Source organism: Serratia sp. Ag1, assembly GCF_000743355.1.
In the GTDB taxonomy this organism is placed as follows: domain Bacteria; phylum Pseudomonadota; class Gammaproteobacteria; order Enterobacterales; family Enterobacteriaceae; genus Chania.
In genome coordinates, this window is sequence record NZ_JQEI01000025.1 from 214,934 (window position 1) to 237,425 (window position 22,492).

21 protein-coding genes are annotated in these 22,492 nt (G+C 53.4%); 17 read left to right on the forward strand and 4 right to left on the reverse strand.

The genetic code is table 11. The annotated features are described in order from the left end of the window. Positions 1 to 25: 25 nt before the first annotated feature. The 8 genes from IV04_RS15935 (at position 26) to maeB (ending at position 11,818) form a co-directional block, all read left to right on the forward strand. The gene (locus IV04_RS15935; protein WP_037395643.1) at positions 26 to 1,027 is read left to right on the forward strand and encodes a dihydroxyacetone kinase subunit DhaK; all 1,002 of its coding nucleotides are present in this window, start codon (positions 26 to 28) and stop codon (positions 1,025 to 1,027) included. A 3-nt stretch (positions 1,028 to 1,030) separates the two neighbouring features. Continuing rightward, positions 1,031 to 1,687 (forward strand): dihydroxyacetone kinase subunit DhaL, encoded by a 657-nt coding sequence (gene dhaL, locus IV04_RS15940; RefSeq protein WP_037395646.1) that lies wholly within the window; start codon positions 1,031 to 1,033, stop codon positions 1,685 to 1,687. Between the two features lie 229 nt (positions 1,688 to 1,916). Continuing rightward, complete coding sequence (locus IV04_RS15945; RefSeq protein ID WP_037395648.1) at positions 1,917 to 2,879, forward strand: sugar-binding transcriptional regulator; 963 nt, start codon at positions 1,917 to 1,919, stop codon at positions 2,877 to 2,879. Positions 2,880 to 2,984: 105 nt separating this feature from the next. Beyond that, the gene (locus IV04_RS15950; protein ID WP_037395650.1) at positions 2,985 to 4,076 is read left to right on the forward strand and encodes a LacI family DNA-binding transcriptional regulator; all 1,092 of its coding nucleotides are present in this window, start codon (positions 2,985 to 2,987) and stop codon (positions 4,074 to 4,076) included. A gap of 141 nt (positions 4,077 to 4,217) precedes the next feature. Continuing rightward, a complete protein-coding gene (locus IV04_RS15955; RefSeq protein WP_037395651.1) occupies positions 4,218 to 7,310 on the forward strand; it encodes a beta-galactosidase in 3,093 nt (1,030 codons plus the stop codon). A 137-nt stretch (positions 7,311 to 7,447) separates the two neighbouring features. Continuing rightward, positions 7,448 to 8,710, forward strand: coding sequence for an MFS transporter (locus tag IV04_RS15960; protein WP_037395652.1), 1,263 nt, complete (start codon positions 7,448 to 7,450; stop codon positions 8,708 to 8,710). Then, positions 8,710 to 9,351, forward strand: a complete 642-nt coding sequence (locus IV04_RS15965; protein ID WP_231566234.1) for a maltose acetyltransferase domain-containing protein — start codon at positions 8,710 to 8,712, stop codon at positions 9,349 to 9,351. Before IV04_RS15960 ends, IV04_RS15965 begins: the two co-directional genes overlap by 1 nt. 187 nt (positions 9,352 to 9,538) lie before the next feature. Further along, positions 9,539 to 11,818: an NADP-dependent oxaloacetate-decarboxylating malate dehydrogenase gene (gene maeB / locus IV04_RS15970; RefSeq protein WP_037395653.1), complete on the forward strand. Its 2,280-nt coding sequence runs from the start codon at positions 9,539 to 9,541 to the stop codon at positions 11,816 to 11,818. Positions 11,819 to 12,050: 232 nt separating this feature from the next. Here maeB and IV04_RS15975 read toward each other — a convergent pair whose 3' ends face one another. Both IV04_RS15975 and hemF read right to left on the reverse strand, forming a co-directional pair. After that, complete coding sequence (locus IV04_RS15975) at positions 12,051 to 12,506, reverse strand: YaiI/YqxD family protein (protein WP_037395654.1); 456 nt, start codon at positions 12,504 to 12,506, stop codon at positions 12,051 to 12,053. Continuing rightward, complete coding sequence (hemF, locus tag IV04_RS15980) at positions 12,506 to 13,426, reverse strand: oxygen-dependent coproporphyrinogen oxidase (protein ID WP_037395655.1); 921 nt, start codon at positions 13,424 to 13,426, stop codon at positions 12,506 to 12,508. The genes IV04_RS15975 and hemF overlap by 1 nt, the downstream gene beginning before the upstream one ends. Before the next feature lie 177 nt (positions 13,427 to 13,603). Here hemF and IV04_RS15985 point away from each other — a divergent pair, with 177 nt between their 5' ends. Then, entirely contained in the window at positions 13,604 to 14,029 is a 426-nt protein-coding gene (locus tag IV04_RS15985; RefSeq protein ID WP_037395658.1) for a GNAT family acetyltransferase, read from the forward strand. A 38-nt stretch (positions 14,030 to 14,067) separates the two neighbouring features. Here the strand turns inward: IV04_RS15985 and IV04_RS15990 are convergent, their stop codons facing one another. Then, a complete protein-coding gene (locus IV04_RS15990; protein WP_037395660.1) occupies positions 14,068 to 14,466 on the reverse strand; it encodes a YgiW/YdeI family stress tolerance OB fold protein in 399 nt (132 codons plus the stop codon). Positions 14,467 to 14,642: 176 nt separating this feature from the next. On the opposite strand from IV04_RS15990, the gene IV04_RS15995 reads away from it, so the two are divergent. The 8 genes from IV04_RS15995 (at position 14,643) to cysM (ending at position 21,838) form a co-directional block, all read left to right on the forward strand. Next, positions 14,643 to 15,107 carry a DUF2919 domain-containing protein gene (locus tag IV04_RS15995; protein WP_037395662.1) on the forward strand — a complete coding sequence of 155 codons (465 nt, stop codon included), beginning with the start codon at positions 14,643 to 14,645 and terminating at the stop codon, positions 15,105 to 15,107. Positions 15,108 to 15,226: 119 nt separating this feature from the next. Further along, complete coding sequence (locus IV04_RS16000; RefSeq protein WP_037395664.1) at positions 15,227 to 15,811, forward strand: RpoE-regulated lipoprotein; 585 nt, start codon at positions 15,227 to 15,229, stop codon at positions 15,809 to 15,811. Positions 15,812 to 15,981: 170 nt separating this feature from the next. Then, on the forward strand, positions 15,982 to 16,881 hold the full coding sequence (locus IV04_RS16005) for a Dyp-type peroxidase (protein ID WP_037395667.1): 900 nt from the start codon (positions 15,982 to 15,984) through the stop codon (positions 16,879 to 16,881). 200 nt (positions 16,882 to 17,081) lie between these two features. Beyond that, entirely contained in the window at positions 17,082 to 18,095 is a 1,014-nt protein-coding gene (locus IV04_RS16010; protein ID WP_037395669.1) for a sulfate ABC transporter substrate-binding protein, read from the forward strand. Then, the gene (gene cysT, locus IV04_RS16015; RefSeq protein ID WP_037395671.1) at positions 18,095 to 18,928 is read left to right on the forward strand and encodes a sulfate/thiosulfate ABC transporter permease CysT; all 834 of its coding nucleotides are present in this window, start codon (positions 18,095 to 18,097) and stop codon (positions 18,926 to 18,928) included. Before IV04_RS16010 ends, cysT begins: the two co-directional genes overlap by 1 nt. Next, positions 18,928 to 19,803 carry a sulfate/thiosulfate ABC transporter permease CysW gene (gene cysW / locus IV04_RS16020; protein WP_037395673.1) on the forward strand — a complete coding sequence of 292 codons (876 nt, stop codon included), beginning with the start codon at positions 18,928 to 18,930 and terminating at the stop codon, positions 19,801 to 19,803. The genes cysT and cysW overlap by 1 nt, the downstream gene beginning before the upstream one ends. Further along, positions 19,793 to 20,881 carry a sulfate/thiosulfate ABC transporter ATP-binding protein CysA gene (gene cysA / locus IV04_RS16025; RefSeq protein ID WP_037395674.1) on the forward strand — a complete coding sequence of 363 codons (1,089 nt, stop codon included), beginning with the start codon at positions 19,793 to 19,795 and terminating at the stop codon, positions 20,879 to 20,881. Before cysW ends, cysA begins: the two co-directional genes overlap by 11 nt. 75 nt (positions 20,882 to 20,956) lie before the next feature. Beyond that, positions 20,957 to 21,838, forward strand: a complete 882-nt coding sequence (gene cysM, locus IV04_RS16030; RefSeq protein ID WP_037395676.1) for a cysteine synthase CysM — start codon at positions 20,957 to 20,959, stop codon at positions 21,836 to 21,838. A 90-nt stretch (positions 21,839 to 21,928) separates the two neighbouring features. On the opposite strand, the gene IV04_RS26810 is transcribed toward cysM, so the two are convergent. Beyond that, positions 21,929 to 22,372: a hypothetical protein gene (locus IV04_RS26810; RefSeq protein ID WP_231566235.1), complete on the reverse strand. Its 444-nt coding sequence runs from the start codon at positions 22,370 to 22,372 to the stop codon at positions 21,929 to 21,931. Positions 22,373 to 22,492 lie beyond the last annotated feature (120 nt).

The following is a 22,492-nucleotide window of genomic DNA, read 5'->3' on the forward strand; positions in this document are numbered from 1 at the left end:
CTATTTAAATGAATGAGAGGTAACGATGAACAGAATCATTAACGATCCCGATCGCGTGGTGGAAGACGCGATTCAAGGCTATCTGCAAGCTCATCCGAACTATTTTTCTGCCACTGACAACGCGCGGGTGCTCAAATACCCGGCGGCACCGATTAAAGGCAAAGTGGGGATCGTCACTGGCGGCGGCTCAGGCCATGAACCGGCGTTTCTGGGCTATGTCGGCAAAAATATGCTGGATGCGGTGGCGATTGGGGAGATTTTCTCTTCCCCGACCGCCGGGGCATTCCTTGATGCGTTCAAGGTGGCTGACAGCGGCGCGGGCGTTGCCTGCCTGTATGGCAATTACGCTGGCGATAATATGAACGTCAAAATGGCGATCAAAAAGGCGACGGCGGCGGGGATGACGGTGAAAACCGTGGTGGCAAATGACGATGTGGCCTCGGCACCCGCCAGTGAAATGGAAAAGCGCCGTGGCGTGGCCGGTGAGATCCTGATGTGGAAGGTCGGTGCGGCGGCAGCGGCCCAAGGCTACGATCTGGACGGCGTGATCGGCGCGGCGCAAAAGGCCATCAATCATTGCCGCTCGATCGGTGTTGGTTTGAGTTCTTGCACCATTCCGGCGGTGGGTAAGCCAAACTTCCATATTGAAGACGGCAAAATGGAGATCGGTATTGGTCACCACGGTGAGCCGGGGATTGAAGTTTCGCCGATCCAGTCGGCCTCGGCGATGGCTGGCACGATGCTCGATTTTGTGCTTAACGATATGCCGTTACCGAAGGGGCAGGAAGTGGTGGTGTTGATCTCCGGGTTGGGAGCCACGCCAGTGATGGAGTTGTACATCTATTATGCCGAGATCGAAAAGCGCTTGGCCGCGCAAGGCGTTAAGGTGCATCGTTGCTATGTCGGCAACTATTTTACTTCGCTGGAAATGATGGGGGTGACGCTGACACTGATGAAGCTCGATGATGAACTGAAAACCTTAATCGATCTACCCGCCCATTCATTAGGCTTAACCCAGGTGGAGTAAACCATGGAAGAACATATTTCAACCCAGCATGGCAATGAGATTGTGGCCGCTTTGGTTCGGACGATCGTCAGTAATCGCGAATATCTCAGCGAGATCGACGGCGCAATTGGCGACGGCGATCACGGCATTAATATGGCGAAAGGCTTTGCCATGTGCGCTGAAGCCATCAAAGGCCAGCCACTGACGTTGGCGCAGGCGTTTGATGCGCTTGCTGACTCGCTGATGGAAGGCATTGGCGGTTCCATGGGGCCACTGTATGGCAGCCTGTTTATGGGGATGGCCGACAGCGTGAGCGATAAACCGCTGCTGGATAAGCGGGCATTTCTGGCTATGTTGCAAAATGGCCTGAGTGAATTGCAGGACATCAGCAGTGCAGGCGTCGGCGACAAGTGCCTGATGGATACCTTGCTCCCGGCGATTGCGCGTTTTGAACAGGCGGTGCAACAAGGAGAGCGCTTTAGCGAAGCTCTGGCCCAGATGAAGCAGGCGGCTATCGCCGGGCGGGATTCCACGCGCGATCTGGTGGCGAAGATTGGCCGTGCCAGCCGGTTGGGCGAGCGTTCGCGCGGTGTTCTGGATGCCGGTGCGGTGTCCTGCTGCCTGTTATTATGCCAATTGGCCGATCAGGTAACACAAGGCTTGAATACCGTGAGTGCGTGAATGGCTATCCCCAAAATAATTCGAGTTGCTTGTAGGCGGCAACGGAGCGAAGCCCTAGGAGCTTACTCAAGTAAGTGACTGGGGTGAGTGAGGGCAGCCAACACCCAAGCAACTTGAAGTATGACGGGTGATCCCCTTGTTTGCTGCAACTCGAATTATTTAGAGTATATACTGCAGCTTAACGACCAAGGGGATACCGCCACACTTGCCGTGGGGAGCCTACCAATCAATGGAAAAACACACCGTGTCCCAAGATAACGAACTGCTGACTGAAATTGCCGTTGCCTATTATCAGGACGAAATTACTCAGGAAGAGATTGCAAAAAAATTCGGTATCTCACGCATCAAAGTGGGGCGCTTGCTCAAGCGAGCCAAAGAAGAGGGCATCGTTGAGATCACCGTGCGTTACCACCCCGTATTCAGCACGCGCCTGGAGCAGCAGATGCTGGAGCGTTTTCCCATCAGCCGGGCGTTGATCGCACTCGATCACCAGGACGAAGAGGAGCAGCGGCGGCAGGTGGCGGCTTTGGTGTCGGGGCATTTGGCGATGTCCCTGAAAGATGACATGGTGCTCACGGTCGGGCAGGGGCGCAATGTGGCGGCGATTGCCGATCACATCGGCAGTGTCGCGCAGAAAAACTGCAAGTTTATCTGTGGCATTGGCGGCACCCATCGCCCCGGTGATGCGATTAATGCCGATCATATCAGCCGCCGTTTGGCGAAGAAGTTTGGCGGCAGCAGCGAAACGCTGTACGCCCCGGCCTATGTAGAGAACCGGGCGTTAAAAGAAGCCTTTATGCAGAACGGCACCATCAAAGAAACCCTCGATCGGGCGCGCAAGGCGGACGTCGCGCTGGTGGGGATTGGCGACATGAATGAGAACAGCTACATGGTCAAACTGGGCTGGTTTACGCCGCACGAGATTATTGACGCCAGCCTGAATCAGGGGGTGATCGGCGATATCGCCGGTTACGACTTTTTTAATGCGCAGGGGCAGCATGTGGATACGGTGATGAATGATCGCGTCATCGGTTTAAGCATTGATGAACTGCGGCGTATCCCTTGTGTGATCGCCATCGCTTCGGAAAACACCAAAGCCTTGGCGATATTAGGCGCATTGCGCACCGGGGCGATCGATATTATCGCCACCAGTGCCCTGAATATCCGCACTATTCTTAATATGTCGCAGTAAGCGCTGTTATTACAACTCCTCGGGCTAATTGTTCAGTGTGACATCAATGGCCTGATAAAAGGTATTAACCTGCTTTTCTTGGAATTAATCGACGCGAGAAACCGTATGAAGCCTAAATCTGTCACGCTAAATGACGTCGCCGACTATGCCGGGGTGTCGTATCAAACGGTGTCACGGGTCTTAAATCGCGCTGAACACGTTTCGGGTAAAACCCGTGCCAAGGTCGAACAGGCAATGGCTGCGCTGAATTACGTGCCAAACCGCGTCGCACAACAACTAGCGGGTAAACAGAGTTTTACGCTGGGGCTGGCGACCACCGAACTGGCGCTGCATGCACCTTCGCAAATCGCTTCGGCAATTAAAACGCAGGCTAATCAGATGGGGTTTAACGTGGTGATCTCCATGGTGGAAGATCTTAGCGTTCAGGCCTGTCGCTCTGCGATAAATGAGCTGTTGGCTCAGCGGGTGGATGGTTTGCTGATTAATGTTTCTCTCAGCACTGAAGATTCTCATGCGATCGTACAAGCTTGTGGCGAGGTCCCGGCGCTGTTTTTGGACGTTGACCCCGCTTCTGAGGTATCCAGCATCCTGTTTGATCCCCATGAAGGGGCTCGTCAAGGGGTCGAACATGTGGTTGCGCTTGGGCATCGTGAGATTGCACTGATTACCGGGCCGTTGGTCTCGATTTCGGCGCGTTTGCGCTATCAGGGATGGCTGGCTACGCTGGCTGAGCATCAGTTGGAACCTTGCTCTGTGCTCCATGGTGATTGGAGTGCGGTTTCCGGTTATCAGCTTACCGGGCAGATTTTAAACTTGCCAAAACACCCTACGGCGATATTGGTGGCAAACGATCAAATGGCGCTGGGCGTGCTGCGTGCGTTGCAGGAGTATGGGTTGCAGATTCCGGCACAGGTGTCGGTAGTGGGTTACGATGATACTGAAGACAGTGCTTGTTATTACCCCCCGTTGACCACCATTAAGCAGGATTTTCGCATGTTGGGGCAGGAGAGTGTTAAGCACCTGGTTCAATGTCTGGAAGGGCGGAATAGGCCTCAGGCGGGTTCTTTGCGTTTGGCGACCCGCCTGGTGCAACGGCATACCACAGCGGCAGTGAATCAAGAAAAGGTACCGCTGCAACGCTTATCTCAGGAATTATTGCGTATCGCCCGCCAACTCTCCGCACTCGAAGGGAAATAGCCACCAAAGTGAAGGATCGGTGCTGATCCCTTCGCTGAATTTGTGACTGACCTCGCTTTCTCAGGGATATTTGCTTTACACCTCTATGCGTGTTGTTCATTTTACCACTAATTGTGAGCGTATAACATTTTTGGGGGCAGTATGAATTCATCTCAACCAGGGCAGTCACTCAGCGCTGTTTTATCTCGTCGGGATTGGGAAAACACGGCCTGCACGCAATACCGTCGCCTGCCCGCGCATCCGCCATTTCAAAGCTGGCGCAATGAGCAGGATGCACGAGAAGACAAGGCTTCAGCGCAATATAGGTCATTAAATGGCACCTGGAAGTTTAGCTATTTTAGTCAGCCAGAGCAGGTACCGGAGGCATGGTTACAGCACGATCTGGACAGCGCTGATGAATTGCCGGTACCGTCAAACTGGCAATTAGCGGGCTACGATGCGCCGATTTATACCAACGTCACCTATCCGATCCCGGTTAATCCCCCGTTCGTTCCTGCAAAGAATCCCACAGGATGTTATTCGCTCACATTTAATGTTGATGATTCGTGGTTAGCTGAGGGGCAAACCCGGATTATTTTCGATGGCGTCAACTCTGCGTTTTATCTGTGGTGCAATGGCCACTGGGTTGGCTATTCACAAGACAGCCGTTTACCGGCCGAATTCGATCTCAGTGACGTATTGGTCGCAGGGGAAAACCGGCTGGCGGTGATGGTATTGCGCTGGTGCGACGGCAGTTATCTGGAAGATCAGGACATGTGGCGCATGAGCGGGATTTTCCGCGATGTCAGCCTGTTGCATAAACCCGCCACGCACCTGAGCGATATCCATATCACCACGCCATTAAGCGACAGTTTCCGCTGCGGGGAACTGGTGGTAGAGGTGCGGGCCCATCAGCCACAACAACACCGGGTACAGGTGCAACTGTGGCGTAAAGATACCCTGATTGCTGAGAAAACTCAGCCCTTCGGCAGCGAGATTATCGATGAGCGCGGCGCTTATGACGAGCGCACCACTTTGCGTCTGCCGGTAGAGCAACCGGCCTTGTGGAGTGCTGAGACGCCAGAACTGTATCGTGCGGTGGTGCTATTGCTCTCTCCAACGGATGAACTGGTGGAGGCAGAAGCCTATGACGTGGGTTTCCGCCAGGTTGAAATCAGCAACGGTTTACTGAAGCTTAACGGCCAGCCGCTGTTGATCCGTGGAACCAACCGCCACGAGCACCATCCTGAACACGGCCAAGTGATGGATGAAGCCACCATGCGCCAGGATATCCTGCTGATGAAGCAGCATAATTTCAACGCGGTGCGCTGTTCCCATTATCCGAACCATCCACTGTGGTACAAACTTTGCGATCGCTACGGCCTGTATGTGGTAGACGAAGCCAATATTGAAACCCACGGCATGCAGCCGATGAACCGGTTGGTCGATGATCCGGCTTGGTTGCCCGCTATGAGCGAGCGGGTTACGCGCATGGTGCAGCGTGATCGCAACCACGCCTGTATTATCATCTGGTCGCTGGGCAATGAATCCGGTCATGGCTGCAACCATGATGCACTGTACCGCTGGGTGAAAAGCCAGGATCCTACCCGCCCGGTACAATATGAAGGCGGCGGTGCCAACACGGCAGCAACGGATATTATCTGCCCGATGTATGCGCGGGTTGATCAGGATCAACCCTTCCCTGCGGTACCCAAATGGTCGATCAAGAAGTGGATCGGTTTACCGGATGAGTACCGCCCGCTGATCTTGTGCGAGTACGCCCATGCGATGGGCAACAGCTTTGGCGGTTTTGATCGTTATTGGCAGGCTTTCCGTAAACATCCTCGGCTACAGGGGGGCTTTGTCTGGGATTGGGTCGATCAGGGCTTAACGCGTCTTGGTGATGACGGCCAACGTTACTGGGCCTACGGCGGCGACTTCGGTGACACGCCTAACGATCGTCAATTCTGTCTGAACGGACTGGTGTTCCCCGATCGCAGCCCGCATCCGGCACTGTTTGAAGCGCAGCGTGCCCAGCAGTTTTTCCAGTTCCAACTGCTCGAACAGCAGCCGTTAACGGTTGAAGTGAGCAGTGAATATCTGTTCCGTACCTGCGATAACGAACGGCTTTACTGGAATGTCGCCTTAGACGGAAAAGTGATTGCGCAGGGCGAGGCTGAACTGTCATTAGCGGCGCAGGGTAGGCAGAGAATTGTACTGGGCGATCTTCCCCAACTGACGGGCAGCGGCGAACTGTGGCTGAACGTAGAGGTGCGCCAAATAAAGGCAACGGCGTGGTCCGAAGCGCATCATCGCTGTGCCTGGGACCAGTGGCGTTTAGCACGTTCATTAACCTTACCCATTGATAACAGTGACGTTCAGGCACAGTCGCCTCGGTTGAGCGAGCGCAATGAGGTTTTCAGCATTGAGTGGGGTGCACAACGCTGGCAGTTCAATCGGCAAACCGGTTTGCTTGAGCAGTGGTGGCAGGATGAAAAAGCCGCGTTGTTGGCACCGCTACGCGACAACTTTACCCGTGCGCCGCTGGATAATGACATTGGGGTGAGTGATGCCACCCGTATCGATCCTAATGCATGGGTAGAACGCTGGAAGAGCGCGGGGATGTATGCGTTAGAAACTCGCTTACTGCAATGTGAAGCCAATTCGATCTCGCAAGGCGTACAGATCTGCACAGCCCATGCTTATGCCTACCAAAACGACGTCCTGTTTATCAGCCGTAAGACCTATCTGATCGACCGCCAGGGTAAACTGCATATTGAGGCCAATGTTGACGTCGCCCACGGCATTCCGGCACCAGCGCGCATTGGGCTGAGCTGTCAGCTTGCGGACGTCGTTGAACACGCAACCTGGTTAGGGTTGGGCCCACACGAAAACTATCCTGATCGCCAGCTTTCTGCTCAGTTTGGGCGCTGGACGTTACCGCTTTCTGCACTACACACACCGTACATTTTCCCAACGGAGAATGGCTTACGCTGTAATACTCGCCAACTGAGTTTGGGCCGATGGCAGTGGCAGGGGAATTTCCACTTTGGCCTCAGCCGCTATAGCCAGCAGCAATTAGCCAATACCTCGCATAACCATTTGCTGCAGGCGGAGCAGGGGGTTTGGGTCAATATCGACGGTTTCCATATGGGGGTTGGCGGTGATGACTCATGGAGCCCGAGTGTGAGCCCAGACTTTATCCTGGATGCCGAACACTATAGCTATAAGTTTGTTTGGCAGTGCGGCGCATAACATTAACTCGCCATACTTCTGGTTGCCCTACGGTTATATCGTTATCTCCGTGGCCGGGGGCACTGAAATATAACCGGTATAGATAAGTTATTGAGCATTAACTCAAAATGCGTCTGGGTTTTGCACAAGGAATTCGCATGTACTATTTAAAAAATACTAACTTTTGGATGTTTGGGCTGTTTTTCTTCTTCTACTTTTTTATCATGGGGGCCTATTTCCCGTTTTTCCCTATCTGGCTGCATAGCATTAATCAGATCAGCAAAAGTGATGCCGGGATTATCTTTGCCAGCATCTCCTTCTTCTCATTACTGTTTCAACCGATATTTGGCTTACTGTCAGATAAGCTGGGGCTGAGAAAACACTTACTGTGGATTATCACCGGGATGCTGGTGTTATTTGCGCCGTTCTTTATCTATGTATTTGGCCCTCTCTTACGCACTAATATTGTTTTAGGCTCTATTGTGGGTGGGATTTATCTTGGCTTTATTTATAACGGCGGCGCGCCAGCCATTGAGGCGTATATAGAGAAAGTGAGCCGTCGCAGTTCGTTTGAGTTTGGCCGGGCACGCTTATTTGGCTGCATCGGCTGGGCGTTGTGTGCTTCGGTGGCTGGCATTATGTTCACCATCAACAATGAATTTGTATTCTGGCTTGGCTCTGGCTGTGCCTTGGTACTGGCGCTCCTGCTACTGATTGCTAAACCTGAAGCGGGGAACTCTGCACAGATTGCAGATAAGTTGGGGGCTAACAGCAAACCGTTTAATTTACGCCTGGCGTTCGAATTACTCAAAGACGCTAAGCTGTGGTTTTTAGCCCTGTATGTGGTGGGTGTTTCCTGTACCTATGAAGTGTTTGATCAGCAGTTCGCCAACTTCTTTATTTCGTTCTTCTCTTCAGCCGATCAGGGCACGCGTGTTTTTGGCTATGTCACTACCATGGGTGAATTACTGAATGCATTAATCATGTTTTTTGCTCCGCTGATTGTGAATCGTATCGGCGGGAAAAATGCGTTACTGCTGGCGGGGCTAATCATGTCGATACGCATTATTGGTTCTTCATTTGCCTCTACGCCGTTAGAAGTGGTGGTTCTGAAAACCTTGCATATGTTTGAGGTTCCATTCCTGATCGTTGGTTGTTTTAAATATATTACCTCGGTATTTGAGGTGCGCTTCTCTGCCACGATTTATCTGGTTTGCTTCTGCTTCTTTAAACAATTAGCGATTATGTTTATGTCGGTCTTTGTCGGGAACCTGTATGAAAAAATTGGTTTCCACGGTGCCTACCTTATTCTGGGGCTTATTGCGCTGACGTTTACGCTGATATCACTTTTCACGCTGTCGGGGCGTGGGCCACTGTCGGCTTTTAAACGTGAGCCTGATGCGGTAAGGAATATGGCGTAATGAACAGCAAGGAGAATGCGATGATGCAGCGGGAAAGATTAGCCAGCGGGTATTTATACACTGATATGGATGAAAGCATGGCGGAAGAGCGCCTGCGCGGAAAAGAATTAGTCTATGACTTTAATCATACGCGCCCTTCAGAGCAGGCAAAACGTGAGGCGCTGATCCGTCGGCTGATGGGGAAAATCGGCAAAAACTTTTGGATTGAGCCGCCACTGCATGTTGCCTATGGCAGCCAGATCGCGATCGGGGATAACTTTTACGCCAACTTTAATCTGGTGGTGGTGGATGACGGTAAAGTGCTGATTGGCGACAATGTGATGATTGCGCCGAATGTCACAATCTCCACCACCGGGCACCCGGTGGATCCAACGGTGCGTATTACCGGACAACAGTTTTCTTTGGCCGTAACGATTGAGGATAACGTCTGGATTGGCAGCGGGGTGATCATTAATCCCGGTGTCACCATTGGCCGTAATAGCGTGATTGGTGCTGGCAGCGTGGTGACCAAGGATGTGCCTTGTGATGTGGTTGCTGCGGGTGTTCCCTGCCGCGTACTAAGATCCATCGGCGAGCGCGACCGGATTTTCTACCATAAAGGGCGGCGTTTCGCAGATATTCCTGTAGAAACAGCAAAATAACTTTTCGTCGTGCATGGATGCGCTGATTTGTTGGTTTTTCATCCAATGAAATGCCTTTTTAACTTTTATTTGCGAGTTTCAATCAAGGTTATGGCACGGTTCAAAGTTTGTGACGATTCTCTCACTATACTGGTTCAGCGTTAACGTCTTACCTCAACATAAAAAGCAGCAAGTAAAGGAACCCATAATGGACGAACAGCTCAAACAGAGTGCTCTTGATTTCCATCAGTTTCCTGTCCCAGGGAAGATCCAGGTATCACCCACCAAACCGCTGGCAACGCAGCGCGATCTGGCCTTGGCCTATTCGCCGGGTGTGGCCGCGCCTTGTCTGGAAATTGCAGCCGATCCGTTAGCTGCCTATAAATACACCGCGCGCGGTAATCTGGTGGCGGTGATCTCCAATGGCACTGCGGTACTCGGCTTGGGGAACATTGGTGCGCTGGCGGGTAAACCGGTGATGGAGGGCAAAGGTGTTCTGTTTAAGAAGTTTTCCGGTATTGACGTGTTCGATATCGAAGTTGATGAGCATGATCCTGACAAACTGATCGACATCATTGCCGCGCTGGAGCCCACTTTTGGCGGCATCAACCTGGAAGACATCAAGGCACCAGAATGTTTTTACATTGAGAAAAAATTGCGCGAGCGCATGAAGATCCCGGTATTCCACGACGATCAGCATGGCACCGCGATCATCACCACTGCCGCAGCGCTGAATGGCCTGAGAGTGGTGAAAAAGAACATCTCCGACGTGCGGCTGGTGGTTTCCGGTGCGGGTGCGGCTTCGATTGCCTGTCTGAACCTGCTGGTGGCGCTGGGGTTGCGCAAGCAGAACATTACCGTGTGTGACTCCAAAGGCGTGATCTACAAAGGTCGCGATGCCCACATGGAGGAGACCAAAGCGGCTTATGCAATTGAGGACAACGGCCAGCGCACGCTGGGTGATGCGATACCGAATGCTGATATGTTCCTTGGTTGCTCCGGCCCTGGCGTATTGACGCCGGAGATGGTGAAAACCATGGCCAGAGATCCTTTGATCATGGCGCTGGCTAACCCGGAACCGGAAATCCTGCCGCCGCTGGCCAAAGCGGTGCGCCCTGATGCGATTATCTGTACCGGGCGTTCTGACTATCCGAACCAGGTCAATAACGTGCTGTGCTTCCCGTTCATCTTCCGTGGTGCGCTGGATGTAGGCGCGACCACTATCAACGAAGAGATGAAGCTGGCCTGCGTGCATGCGATTGCCGATTTGGCGCTGGCAGAGCAGAGCGACGTAGTGGCTTCGGCCTATGGTGGTCAGGAACTCTCTTTTGGCCCGGAATACATCATTCCAAAACCGTTCGATCCGCGCCTGATTGTGAAAATTGCTCCGGCAGTAGCCAAGGCGGCGATGGAGTCCGGTGTGGCGACGCGGCCAATCGAAGATTTTGATGCCTACGTCGAGAAACTGACCGAATTCGTCTACAAAACCAATCTGTTTATGAAGCCGATCTTCTCCCAGGCGAAGAAAGAAGTGAAACGCGTGGTGTTGGCAGAAGGGGAAGAGGAGCGCGTACTGCATGCCACGCAGGAGCTGGTATCGCAGGGGCTGGCGTATCCGATCCTGGTTGGCCGCCCGAGCGTGATTGAAAAGCGTCTGAAGAATCTTGGCCTGCAACTGACACCGGGCAAGGATTTCGAAGTGGTGAACAACGAATCCGATCCACGCTTCAAAGAATACTGGGGTGAGTATTACCAGATCATGAAGCGTCGTGGTGTTTCGCAAGAGCAGGCGCGCCGTGCGGTGATCGGTAACCCGACGCTGATTGCGGCCATCATGCTGCACCGTGGTGAAGCCGATGCCATGATTTGCGGCACTATCGGTAGCTACCATGAGCATTACGAGGTGGTCGAGAAGGTGTTTGGCTTCCGCGAAGGGGCGCATGTGGCCGGGGCAATGAATGCTCTGCTGCTGCCGAGCGGCAACACCTTTATCGCCGATACCTACGTTAATGACGATCCGACGCCGGAACAACTGGCAGAAATCGCCGTGATGGCCGCGCAAACTGTGCGTCGCTTCGGCATTGAACCCAAAGTGGCTCTGCTTTCCCATTCCAGCTTTGGTTCTTCCAATAGCCCAACGGCCCTGAAAATGCGTAAAACGTTGGCGTTGGTGAACCAGATGGCTCCAGAACTGGAGATTGATGGCGAAATGCACGGGGATGCGGCGCTGGTGGAAAGCATCCGTCACGATCTGATGCCGGATAGCCCACTGAAAGGGTCTGCTAACGTGCTGATTATGCCGAACATGGAAGCGGCGCGTATCAGCTACAACCTGCTGCGCGTGTCCTCTTCCGAAGGGGTAACCGTGGGGCCGGTGTTGATGGGCGTGGCTAAACCGGTGCATATCCTGACGCCGATTGCCTCGGTGCGCCGTATCGTCAACATGGTGGCGCTGGCGGTGGTGGAAGCACAGACCGAGCCGTTATAAGGCGAAAATGAGCGCCCCTGTTGCTACGGCAGCAGGGGCGTTAATGAGATGGTCACCCCCACCCTGTGAGCGGTACGCTGGCAGGGTGTTTTATTTCAGAGGGAACCATCATGCAAAACGTGACGCTTATTGGTATCGAGCTCGGTAAACATTCTTTCCACGTTCACTGCCAGGACGAAAAAGGTAATGCCTTGTTGCGTAAACAAAAAATAGCGTAGCGGTTAATTAAAAGTTACTGCGCCCGTTTTGCCTGCTGCAGCCATTTGTCCAGTTCGTTGGCGAACTGTTGGCGATCGCGCTGGTTCAAGGTATTTGGCCCACCAGTCTGGATGCCACTGGAGCGCAGAGTATCCATAAAGTCACGTATATTCAGGCGTTCGCGAATGGTATCTGGCGTGTAACGTTCACCGCGCGGGTTCAGTGCGATGGCTCCTTTTTCGATCACCTCGGCAGCCAGCGGGATATCGGCGGTGATCACCAGATCGTTCGGTTCGCAACGGCGCACGATCTCGTTATCTGCCACGTCAAATCCTGCAGCCACCTGCAAGGTGCGGATGAATTTAGACGGCGGTGTGCGCAAAGGCTGGTTAGCCACCAGCGTCACTGGCATAGCGGCACGGTCTGCAGCGCGGAACAAGACTTCTTTAATCACGTTCGGACAGGCATCCGCATCGACCCAAATCTGCATTAGTTTTGCTCCTGCAACCAGTCGCGCACTGGCAAGAAGTCGCGATAAAGTGCGGCCTCTGGGCTGCCCGCTTCCGGTTGATAATTATATTCCCAACGCACCAGCGGCGGCATCGACATCAAAATAGATTCGGTACGGCCACCGGTTTGCAGGCCGAACAGCGTGCCGCGATCCCACACCAGATTGAATTCCACATAGCGACCACGCCGATAAAGCTGGAACTGACGCTGGCTTTCGCCCCACGGCAATGATTTGCGCTTTGCCACAATTGGCAGGTAGGCGTCCAGAAAACCTTCACCCACGGCACGGGTAAAGGCGAAGCAGGCATCAAAATCTGGGGTGTTGAGATCGTCAAAGAACAGGCCACCAATGCCGCGCGCTTCGTTGCGGTGTTTGATAAAGAAATAATCGTCGCACCATCGTTTGTACTTCGGGTAAACATCGTCACCGAAGGGGGCGCAAAGCTGTTGCGCCGTGCGGTGCCAGTGAACGGCATCTTCTTCAAAACCATAGAACGGAGTGAGATCGAAACCACCGCCGAACCACCAGACCGGCTCTTCACCCGGTTTCTCGGCAATGAAAAAGCGCACGTTGGCGTGGCTGGTTGGGATGTAAGGGTTGAGTGGGTGAACCACCAGCGAAACCCCCATCGCCTGGAAGCTACGCCCGGCCAATTCAGGGCGGTGCGCGGTGGCAGAAGCGGGCAGCGTTGCGCCGGAAACATGGGAGAAGTTCACCCCTGCTTGTTCAAACACGGCGCCATTGGTCAACACCCGGCTGCGGCCACCGCCACCTTCTTCACGTTCCCAGCGATCTTCATGAAAGCCCGCACTGCCGTCGGCCAGTGCTAATTGTTCACAAAGGCGATCTTGCAGCGCCAGCAGAAAGGTTTTTACTGCGGCAATGGTGGGTAAACTCATACAGGTTATTCACAACGGGTTGCTGAACAGGGCGCTAAGTATACCCTAAATAAGGTGGGTTGCAGGCAGACGCTATTTATACCCGTCATACTTCAAGTTGCTTGGGTGTCGTCTGGCTGCAATGCGACTGACTTTGAGTATAATCAGAGTAATCATTTTTATAATGGCGCCTGTCTAATGGAAATTCGCGTATTTCGGCAAGACGACTTTGAAGAAGTCATCACCCTGTGGGAACGTTGTGATCTACTGCGGCCATGGAACGATCCTGAAATGGATATCGAACGCAAACTGAATCACGATCCCGAACTGTTCCTGGTGGCAGAAGTGGGTGGCGAAGTGGTGGGTTCAGTGATGGGGGGCTACGATGGCCACCGTGGTTCGGCCTATTATCTGGGGGTTCACCCCGATTATCGTGGCCGTGGCATAGCCAATGCGCTGATTAATCGGTTGGAGAAAAAGCTGATTGCGCGCGGTTGCCCAAAAATTCAACTGATGGTGCGTGAAGATAACGATACCGTGATCGAGATGTATGAAAAACTTGGTTACGAGATCCAGGGTATTACCAGCCTGGGCAAACGGCTGATTGAAGATCAGGAGTATTAACAGTCAGGGCGGTAAATCTTTACCGCCCTGATGTTCGGTTATGGCAGTTTTTTGATGTTTTTCACATCTACTTCTACGCTGCTCCACTCTTTATCCACTTTCCCTTCCAACTGCACTTTGTCTTGTGGGGTGATGGTCTGGCCATTCCAGCGTTTTTTATCAATCTCGACCGTCAGGGTGCCAGTGGCATCGCGGAAGGTATAGTTATCGTGGCCAACATGCTGTTCAATGTTGCCCTGCAACATTACCCAGGTGTCGTCACTCATCGATTTTACTTTATCCACGGTGGTCAGCGTTGCGCTTGGGCCGGAGAACCCCCCTTGCTGGCTGTTTTGTGTCTGGGTTTTTGGGGCATTAGGATCGAGAAATCCCCCTTGTTGTGCCAGAACCGGTGCGCTACACAGGGCGATTAAGAGTGCTAAAGTCATTTTTTTCATCGGTGCTTTCCTTATCTTGCATGTTAATCAAAGCCTTGTTCATCAGGCTGTCGTTTGATAGTCAGAATTAAAACACAAGGATCTTAAGAGCTTCTTAAGCCGGAGATTGAAAATGACCAGCGCTGTCGCCATCTGTATATACCCGTCATCATTATGATCGCAGCAAGGAATAACGTTTGAAGGATTCAGCCCACCGGTTTTCGCCGGACGATTACGATCAGCATGGCATATTGCGCCTTCCCCTCTGGTTCTGGGGCGTATTGATACTGCAGGCCCGCACCTGGATATTGTTTGTGATGGCAGGAGCTTCGCGCGATCAGGGGGCTGGGCTGCTACAACTGTTTTACCCCGATACAGAACGTTTTTGGTACGGTATGGTGCTGGGCTTGCCTGCGGCACTGGCGTTCCTGATTTGTGGCCGTCGCCAGCACTGGCCGCGCCTGTGGCGTTGCTGGCGCTGGGTGCTGGTGTTGTCTCTGGTAGCGGCTTTGCTGGGGGCGCTCTATAACCTGTGGTTGCAAGGTGGCAATGAACCGCTGCTGGATGGGGTGTTGGTACTGTTGGATACGCTGGCATTGGGCTACCTGCTGTTGAATCAACGCCTGAAAGCCTGCTTTATGCCCGCAGAAGAGCAGGACTAATTGCTGTTTTTGCGGCACTTTTCCCAATTTACGCACTCCAAGCTCGCAACCAATGGCGTCACCCGGGCAGTTATGAGAGGCTGCAATCGCCAATCTGTTTGATGTTAAGGAGCTATAAAATGAATATTCGCCCACTGCTGTTAGGGCTACCGCTGTTACTGACGGGCTGCTCGACTCTGAGCAACTTCTCCTGGTCCAGCCTGTCGCCGTTCAACTGGTTTGGTGGCAGCGTGGAAGTCAGCGGCAAAGGCGTCGGCGGTATTAATGCCACTACCTCAATGACAGAGAGCGCGCTTGGCGAAGGTCTGAACAACAACTATCGCATGCGCGGTGGTATGGCGACCAACAACGGCCAGATCGTGGCGTATTATCAGGCATTGGACGGCGACAATGTGAAGCTGGTGATCACTGGTGAGCCGAAAGGTTATGCGCGTCGCGTCGATGTTATGGATCCTAAGATTGCCACCGAATGGGGCAGCAAGCTGGGGACACCATTCAGCGATCTGTTCAGTAAAGCCTATGGTTCCTGTAAGCCGGGTGAAGGTGAAGACGCGGGGCTGGTGGAATGTGTGGCCGAGCAGAGCCGGTACGTGACCTATGTTTTCAGTGGCAAGTGGGCAGGCCCGCAGGACATTATCCCACCAGATGATACGTTGAAAAGCTGGACGGTAAGTAAAATCATCTGGCACGCCAAAGCGCAATAATTCTTCTGTGGGTGCTCTTATTGGCAGCACCTGCGTTTTTTCGTGTTAAACCCCGCTTTATTCTTTGCGCTCAGCTAAGGTAATTTTATTCGCAGACGCTAAGATAATGTGTGTTTGTAACAGGAAACTCACGCGCCCTGTTACCCGATTCAGGTATTGAGGATAACTACATGACACAGGTTCAGAGCGGGATCCTGCTGGAGCATTGCCGTTTTGGCATTTTTATCGAAGCCATGGTTCAGGGGGAATTCGCTGATTTGCGTCTGGGTTGCAAGCAATTCTGCCAGGCGCTTAACGAACTGCAGCAGCAGTTCCCGGATGCCCATCTGGGTGCCGTGATTGCTTTTGGCGCAGATGTTTGGCACGACCTATCCAACGGCCAGGGTGCTAAAGAACTGAAGCCTTTCACGCCGCTGGGCAAGGGTTTGGCTCCTGCTACCCAGCGCGATTTGTTGATCCATATCCAATCGCTGCGCCATGACGTTAATTTCTCTTTGGCGCAGGCGGCACTGGCTGCATTGGGTAATACCATCCGGGTTGAAGAAGAAACCCACGGTTTCCGTTGGGTGGAAGATCGCGATCTGAGCGGTTTTATCGACGGCACTGAAAACCCGCAGGGTGAACAGCGCCCGGTGGTAGCGGTGATCGGTGAAGGTGAAGAAGACGCAGGCGGCAGCTATGTGCTGGTGCAGCGCTACGAGCATAACCTGCGCCAATGGCAGCGTTTCACTACCGAGCAGCAGGAACAGATCATTGGCCGAACCAAGCATGACAGCGAAGAATTGCCGCCAGAGCAACGGCCTGAAACATCACACGTTAGCCGGGTCGATCTGAAAGAAGAGGGCCAAGGGCTGAAAATCCTGCGTCAGAGCCTGCCTTACGGCACCGCCAGCGGTAAGCATGGCCTGTACTTTATTGCTTACTGCGCACGCTTGCACAATATTGAACAGCAACTGCTGAGCATGTTCGGTGAGTTGGATGGCAAACACGATGCCTTGCTGCGCTTTAGCCGTGCGGTGACCGGCAGTTACTATTTCGCACCGTCACTGACGCGCCTGCTGGCGCTTTGATATCCTGCCCAGGGCCAGCCAGGCTGGCCCTGATTCACTCCGACTCACGGCAACGCCGCTCCTTTCCTGCCTTAGAGCATTTGATGCTTGAAAATCACTAAACGGTATATAAAAGCGTTACAACTCTGCATCGAGTTATAAATACACTGGTCAGTATCAGGGCATAGTCCCGGCGTTTTGACTGAGTGATAAGGTGCAGAATGAAATATAAAAATAGTGTGCTGAAAGGGGGGCTGGCTGCGCTGTTATTGGCTAGCGGCAGCCTTTCTGCGGCTGAGTTGCTCAATAGTTCTTACGATGTTTCCCGCGAATTGTTTGCTGCGTTGAATCCTGGCTTTGAACAGCAATGGAATCAGCAACACCCCGATGACAAACTGACTATCAAGCAATCCCACGCCGGTTCTTCCAAACAGGCGCTGGCGATCCTGCAGGGGCTTAAGGCTGACGTGGTGACTTATAACCAAGTGACCGACGTACAGATCCTGCACGATCGCGGCAAGCTGATCCCAGCCGACTGGCAGCAGCGCTTGCCGAATAACAGCTCACCGTTCTATTCCACCATGGCGTTCCTGGTACATAAGGGCAACCCGAAAGGTATCCAGACCTGGAACGATCTGGTTCGTGACAATGTGCAACTGGTCTTCCCGAACCCGAAAACCTCCGGCAATGGCCGTTATACCTATCTGGCCGCTTGGGGTGCCGCTAGCCAGGAAGGGGGTAACGATCAGGCTAAAACCCGCGAGTTTATGACTCGTTTGCTGAAAAACGTGGTGGTATTTGATACCGGTGGCCGTGGTGCGACCACTACCTTTGTTGAGCGTGGCTTGGGGGATGTGCTGATCAGTTTTGAGTCAGAAGTGAACAATATCCGCAAGCAATATGGTGAAGATAAATATGACGTGATCGTTCCGCCAGTGGATATTTTGGCGGAGTTCCCGGTGGCCTGGGTAGATAAAAATATTGAGAAAAATGGCACCGAGCAGGCAGCGAAAGAGTATCTGAATTATCTCTACAGCCCGGCAGCCCAAAAACTGATCGCCAGTTTCTATTATCGTGTTCATGACCAGCAAGCGATGGACGCGGCGAAAGGCCAGTTCCCGCAGACCAAGCTGTTCCGTGTAGAAGAGCAGTTCGGCAATTGGCCACAGGTGATGAGCACGCACTTTGCGACCGGTGGTGAGCTGGATCAACTGCTAGCGGCGGGACGTAAGTAATGTTGGCGCTGTCCAGCAAGCGGGTTCTGCCCGGTTTCACCCTCAGTTTGGGGAGCAGCCTGCTTTATACCTGCCTGATTTTGCTGTTGCCACTCAGCGCGCTGGTGATGCAACTGGCACAGATGAGCCTGGCGCAATATTGGGAAGTGATCACCAATCCGCAGGTAGTCGCCGCCTATAAAGTGACGCTGCTGGCGGCGGGTGTTGCCAGCGTTTTCAACGCGGCATTCGGCATGCTGATGGCCTGGATCCTCACCCGTTATCAATTTCCTGGCCGTTCATTGCTGGATGGCCTGATGGATTTGCCCTTCGCACTGCCCACAGCGGTGGCTGGCTTAACCTTGGCCGGGCTGTTTTCTACTACTGGCTGGTACGGGCAGTGGCTGGCGCAGTTTGATATCAAAGTGTCGTTCACTTGGATCGGGATCGCGGTGGCAATGGCGTTCACCAGCATCCCGTTTGTGGTGCGTACCGTGCAACCGGTGTTGGAAGAGTTGGGGCCGGAATACGAAGAAGCGGCAGAAACGCTGGGAGCAACCCGTTGGCAGAGTTTCCGCCGCGTGGTGTTGCCTGAAGTAGCCCCGGCATTGCTGGCAGGAACCGCGCTGTCGTTTACCCGCAGCCTGGGCGAGTTTGGCGCAGTGATCTTTATCGCCGGAAATATCGCCTGGAAAACCGAAGTGACCTCGCTGATGATTTTTGTACGCTTGCAGGAGTTCGACTACCCGGCAGCAAGCGCAATTGCTTCGGTGATTCTGGCGGCCTCTTTGCTGTTGCTGTTTGCTATTAATACTTTACAGAGCCACTTTGGCCGCCGGATTGGAGGGCACTGATGGCTGATGTTACCGCTTTGCGTGGCGTAGAGCACCCGCGTGTGAACTGGGGAAAATGGACGCTGATCGCCATCGGTGTGCTGTTCTCTGTTCTGCTGCTGGTCGTGCCGATGGTGATGATTTTCATTGGGGCATTCTCTTCGGGTGTGGGGGCCGTGTGGCAAAACCTGTCCAACCCCGACATGTTGCATGCTATCTGGCTGACGGTGTTGGTGGCGCTGATTACCGTGCCGGTGAATCTGCTGTTCGGTACTTTGCTGGCTTGGCTGGTGACGCGATTTACTTTCCCTGGCCGCCAACTGCTGTTGACGCTGTTTGATATGCCGTTTGCCGTATCGCCGGTAGTCGCAGGGCTGCTGTACCTGCTGTTTTACGGTACTAATGGGCCGCTCGGCGGTTGGCTGGAGGCCCACAATATTCAGCTGATGTTCGCTTGGCCGGGTATGGTGCTGGTCACGGTGTTCGTTACTTGCCCGTTTGTGGTACGTGAACTGGTGCCATTGATGTTGAGCCAGGGCAGCCAGGAAGATGAAGCAGCGGTGCTGTTGGGGGCTTCTGGCTGGCAGATGTTCCGCCGCGTTACGCTGCCAAATATCCGTTGGGCGTTGCTGTACGGCGTAGTGCTGACCAATGCGCGTGCCATTGGCGAGTTCGGCGCGGTGTCGGTGGTTTCTGGTTCGATTCGCGGTGAAACCTATACATTGCCGCTGCAAGTTGAATTACTGCATCAGGATTACAACACTGCCGGGGCTTTTACCGCCGCCGCGTTGTTAACCCTGATGGCTATAGTGACCTTATTTCTGAAAAGCGGTTTGCAATGGCGTTTAGCGCGCCAGAACGCACGTCTTGAGCGGGAGGAAAATCATGAGCATTGAGATCAGCGGTATCAACAAATTTTTCGGTCGTACCAAAGTATTGAACGATATCTCACTTGATATTCCTTCTGGTGAAATGGTGGCACTGTTGGGGCCGTCAGGCTCTGGTAAAACCACCTTGCTGCGGATTATCGCCGGGTTGGAAAGCCAGAGCGGCGGCAAACTGGGCTTCCACGGCACAGACGTCAGCCGCGTTCATGCGCGCGATCGGCGTGTTGGTTTTGTCTTCCAGCATTACGCATTGTTCCGCCATATGACGGTATTCGACAATATTGCTTTTGGCCTGAGTGTGTTGCCGCGCCGTGAGCGCCCGAATGCAGCCGCGATCAAACAGAAAGTAGAACAATTGCTGGAAATGGTGCAGTTGGCTCATCTGGCTAACCGTTACCCTTCGCAGCTTTCTGGCGGGCAGAAACAGCGGGTGGCGTTGGCGCGCGCTTTGGCGGTAGAACCACAAATCCTGTTACTGGATGAGCCTTTTGGCGCGCTGGATGCACAGGTGCGTAAAGAGTTGCGTCGCTGGCTGCGTCAGTTGCATGAAGAACTGAAATTCACTAGCGTGTTTGTCACCCACGATCAGGAAGAAGCGATGGAAGTGGCGGATCGCATCGTAGTGATGAGCCAGGGTAATATCGAGCAGGTGGGTTCACCGATTGAGATCATGCGTGAACCGGCGACCCGTTTCGTGCTGGAGTTTATGGGCGAAGTTAACCGCCTGAACGGTGAAATCCGTGGTTCGCAGCTGTTTGTTGGCGCCCACCAGTGGCCGCTTTCATTCCAGCCGATGCATCAGGGCAGTGTTGAGCTGTTTCTGCGCCCGTGGGAAATGGAAATCAACACCGAGAGCAGTGCCCGTTGCCCGTTACCGGTACAGGTGCTGGAAGTCAGCCCGCGCGGCCACTTCTGGCAGTTGACCGTGCAGCCGATCGGCTGGCATCAGGAACCGATCAGCGTCGTGCTTTCGGAAGACAATACCGCACCAATGCGCGGAGGCCGCTACTATGTCGGCAGCCTCAACGCACGCTTGTATGCCGGTGAACAGTTGTTACAACCGGTTGCGCTAGCAAAAAGCGCCTGATAGTTTTTAACCCCATCATTCACATTTTAAGGCAACCTCGGGGTTGCCTTCTGACATTACAAACAGGCAACGATTGTGACCACGCTGGAACAATGTATTGGAAATACACCGTTAGTAAAACTGCAACGGCTGGCTGAAGGGCTCGGCAGTGAAGTCTGGGTCAAGCTGGAAGGCAATAATCCGGCTGGATCGGTTAAAGATCGCGCTGCGCTGGCGATGATTCAACAAGCGGAACGGCGTGGTGAGATTAAACCGGGCGATACGCTGATTGAAGCGACCAGCGGCAACACCGGTATTGCGCTGGCGATGATTGCTGCGATGAAAGGTTATACCTTAAAGTTGCTGATGCCAGAGAATATGAGCATGGAACGGCAAGCATCAATGCGGGCGTATGGCGCTGAACTGATCCTGGTCAGCCGTGAGCAGGGGATGGAAGGAGCCCGCGATCTGGCGCTTGAGATGCAACAGCAAGGGCAAGGTAAAGTGTTGGATCAGTTCAACAACCAAGATAACCCCTATGCCCATTTCACCACTACTGGCCCGGAAATCTGGCAACAAACGGCGGGTCGCATTACCCATTTCGTTTCCAGCATGGGCACGACGGGGACTATTACTGGCGTTGGTGGTTACCTGAAAAGCCAAAACCCGCAGGTCAACATTATCGGTTTGCAGCCTGCGGAAGGCAGCAGCATTCCGGGTATTCGCCGTTGGCCAGCGGCCTATCTGCCGGGTATTTTCCGCCCTGAGCTGGTGGATCAAGTGCTGGATATGAGCCAACATTTAGCCGAAAAGACCATGCGGCGACTGGCGCAGCTGGAAGGTATTTTCTGTGGTGTCAGTTCTGGTGGTGCTGTTGCTGGCGCATTGCAGGTCGCGGCGGCTAACCCGGGAAGTGTGATTGTGGCGATTATTTGCGATCGCGGCGATCGTTATCTTTCCACTGGCGTGTTTGATTAGCGTTCCAATGCTTGTATCAGAGCCGCTTCGGCGGCCCGTTTCATCGGTTCGGGCGCAGTCTGCCAGCGCCCGAACATCCATGTGAAGCGGTTAGTTGAAAGTGACCAGCATGTCTGTTGAGGCATCGACAGGGCCGATAGGTAAAGTTGCTCCGCCAGAGCACAATCGCCAAGTGATTTGGTTATTGGTCACTTTGGTGGCCTCGGTGCTGGTGATACTCCCCACTTTGAGCTGGGTATTATCGAATGGAATACCCGTGGTTGCGTTACAGGCACCGCTCCCCGTCACGGCGTTATCGATTTCACCTGTGATATAGCCACCACCCTGGTTCAGCGCCAATCTTGTCGGTGTTGATTCATACTGGCCGCTGGCGGCACGGAACTGAACGTTGATATTGGCATTAATCTTGTCGGTATCCTGCGAACAGGCAACGGTGAGCGGATAGGATAAACGTGCTAATTCACTTCCCGCCTGAGTATTACGCTGCACACCGCCAAAGTTGATATTGGTGGTGGTGGCTACGGTGCATGCCAAGGTAGAAATCCGCAGGGTTATTGGCCCCTTTAAAATCACGGTACTTCTGTCCCAGCCAGCAGTGCTAGTAAAGCTCCCTGCATACATGGGAGGAATGGTATATTCTCCACTCCTTTGATT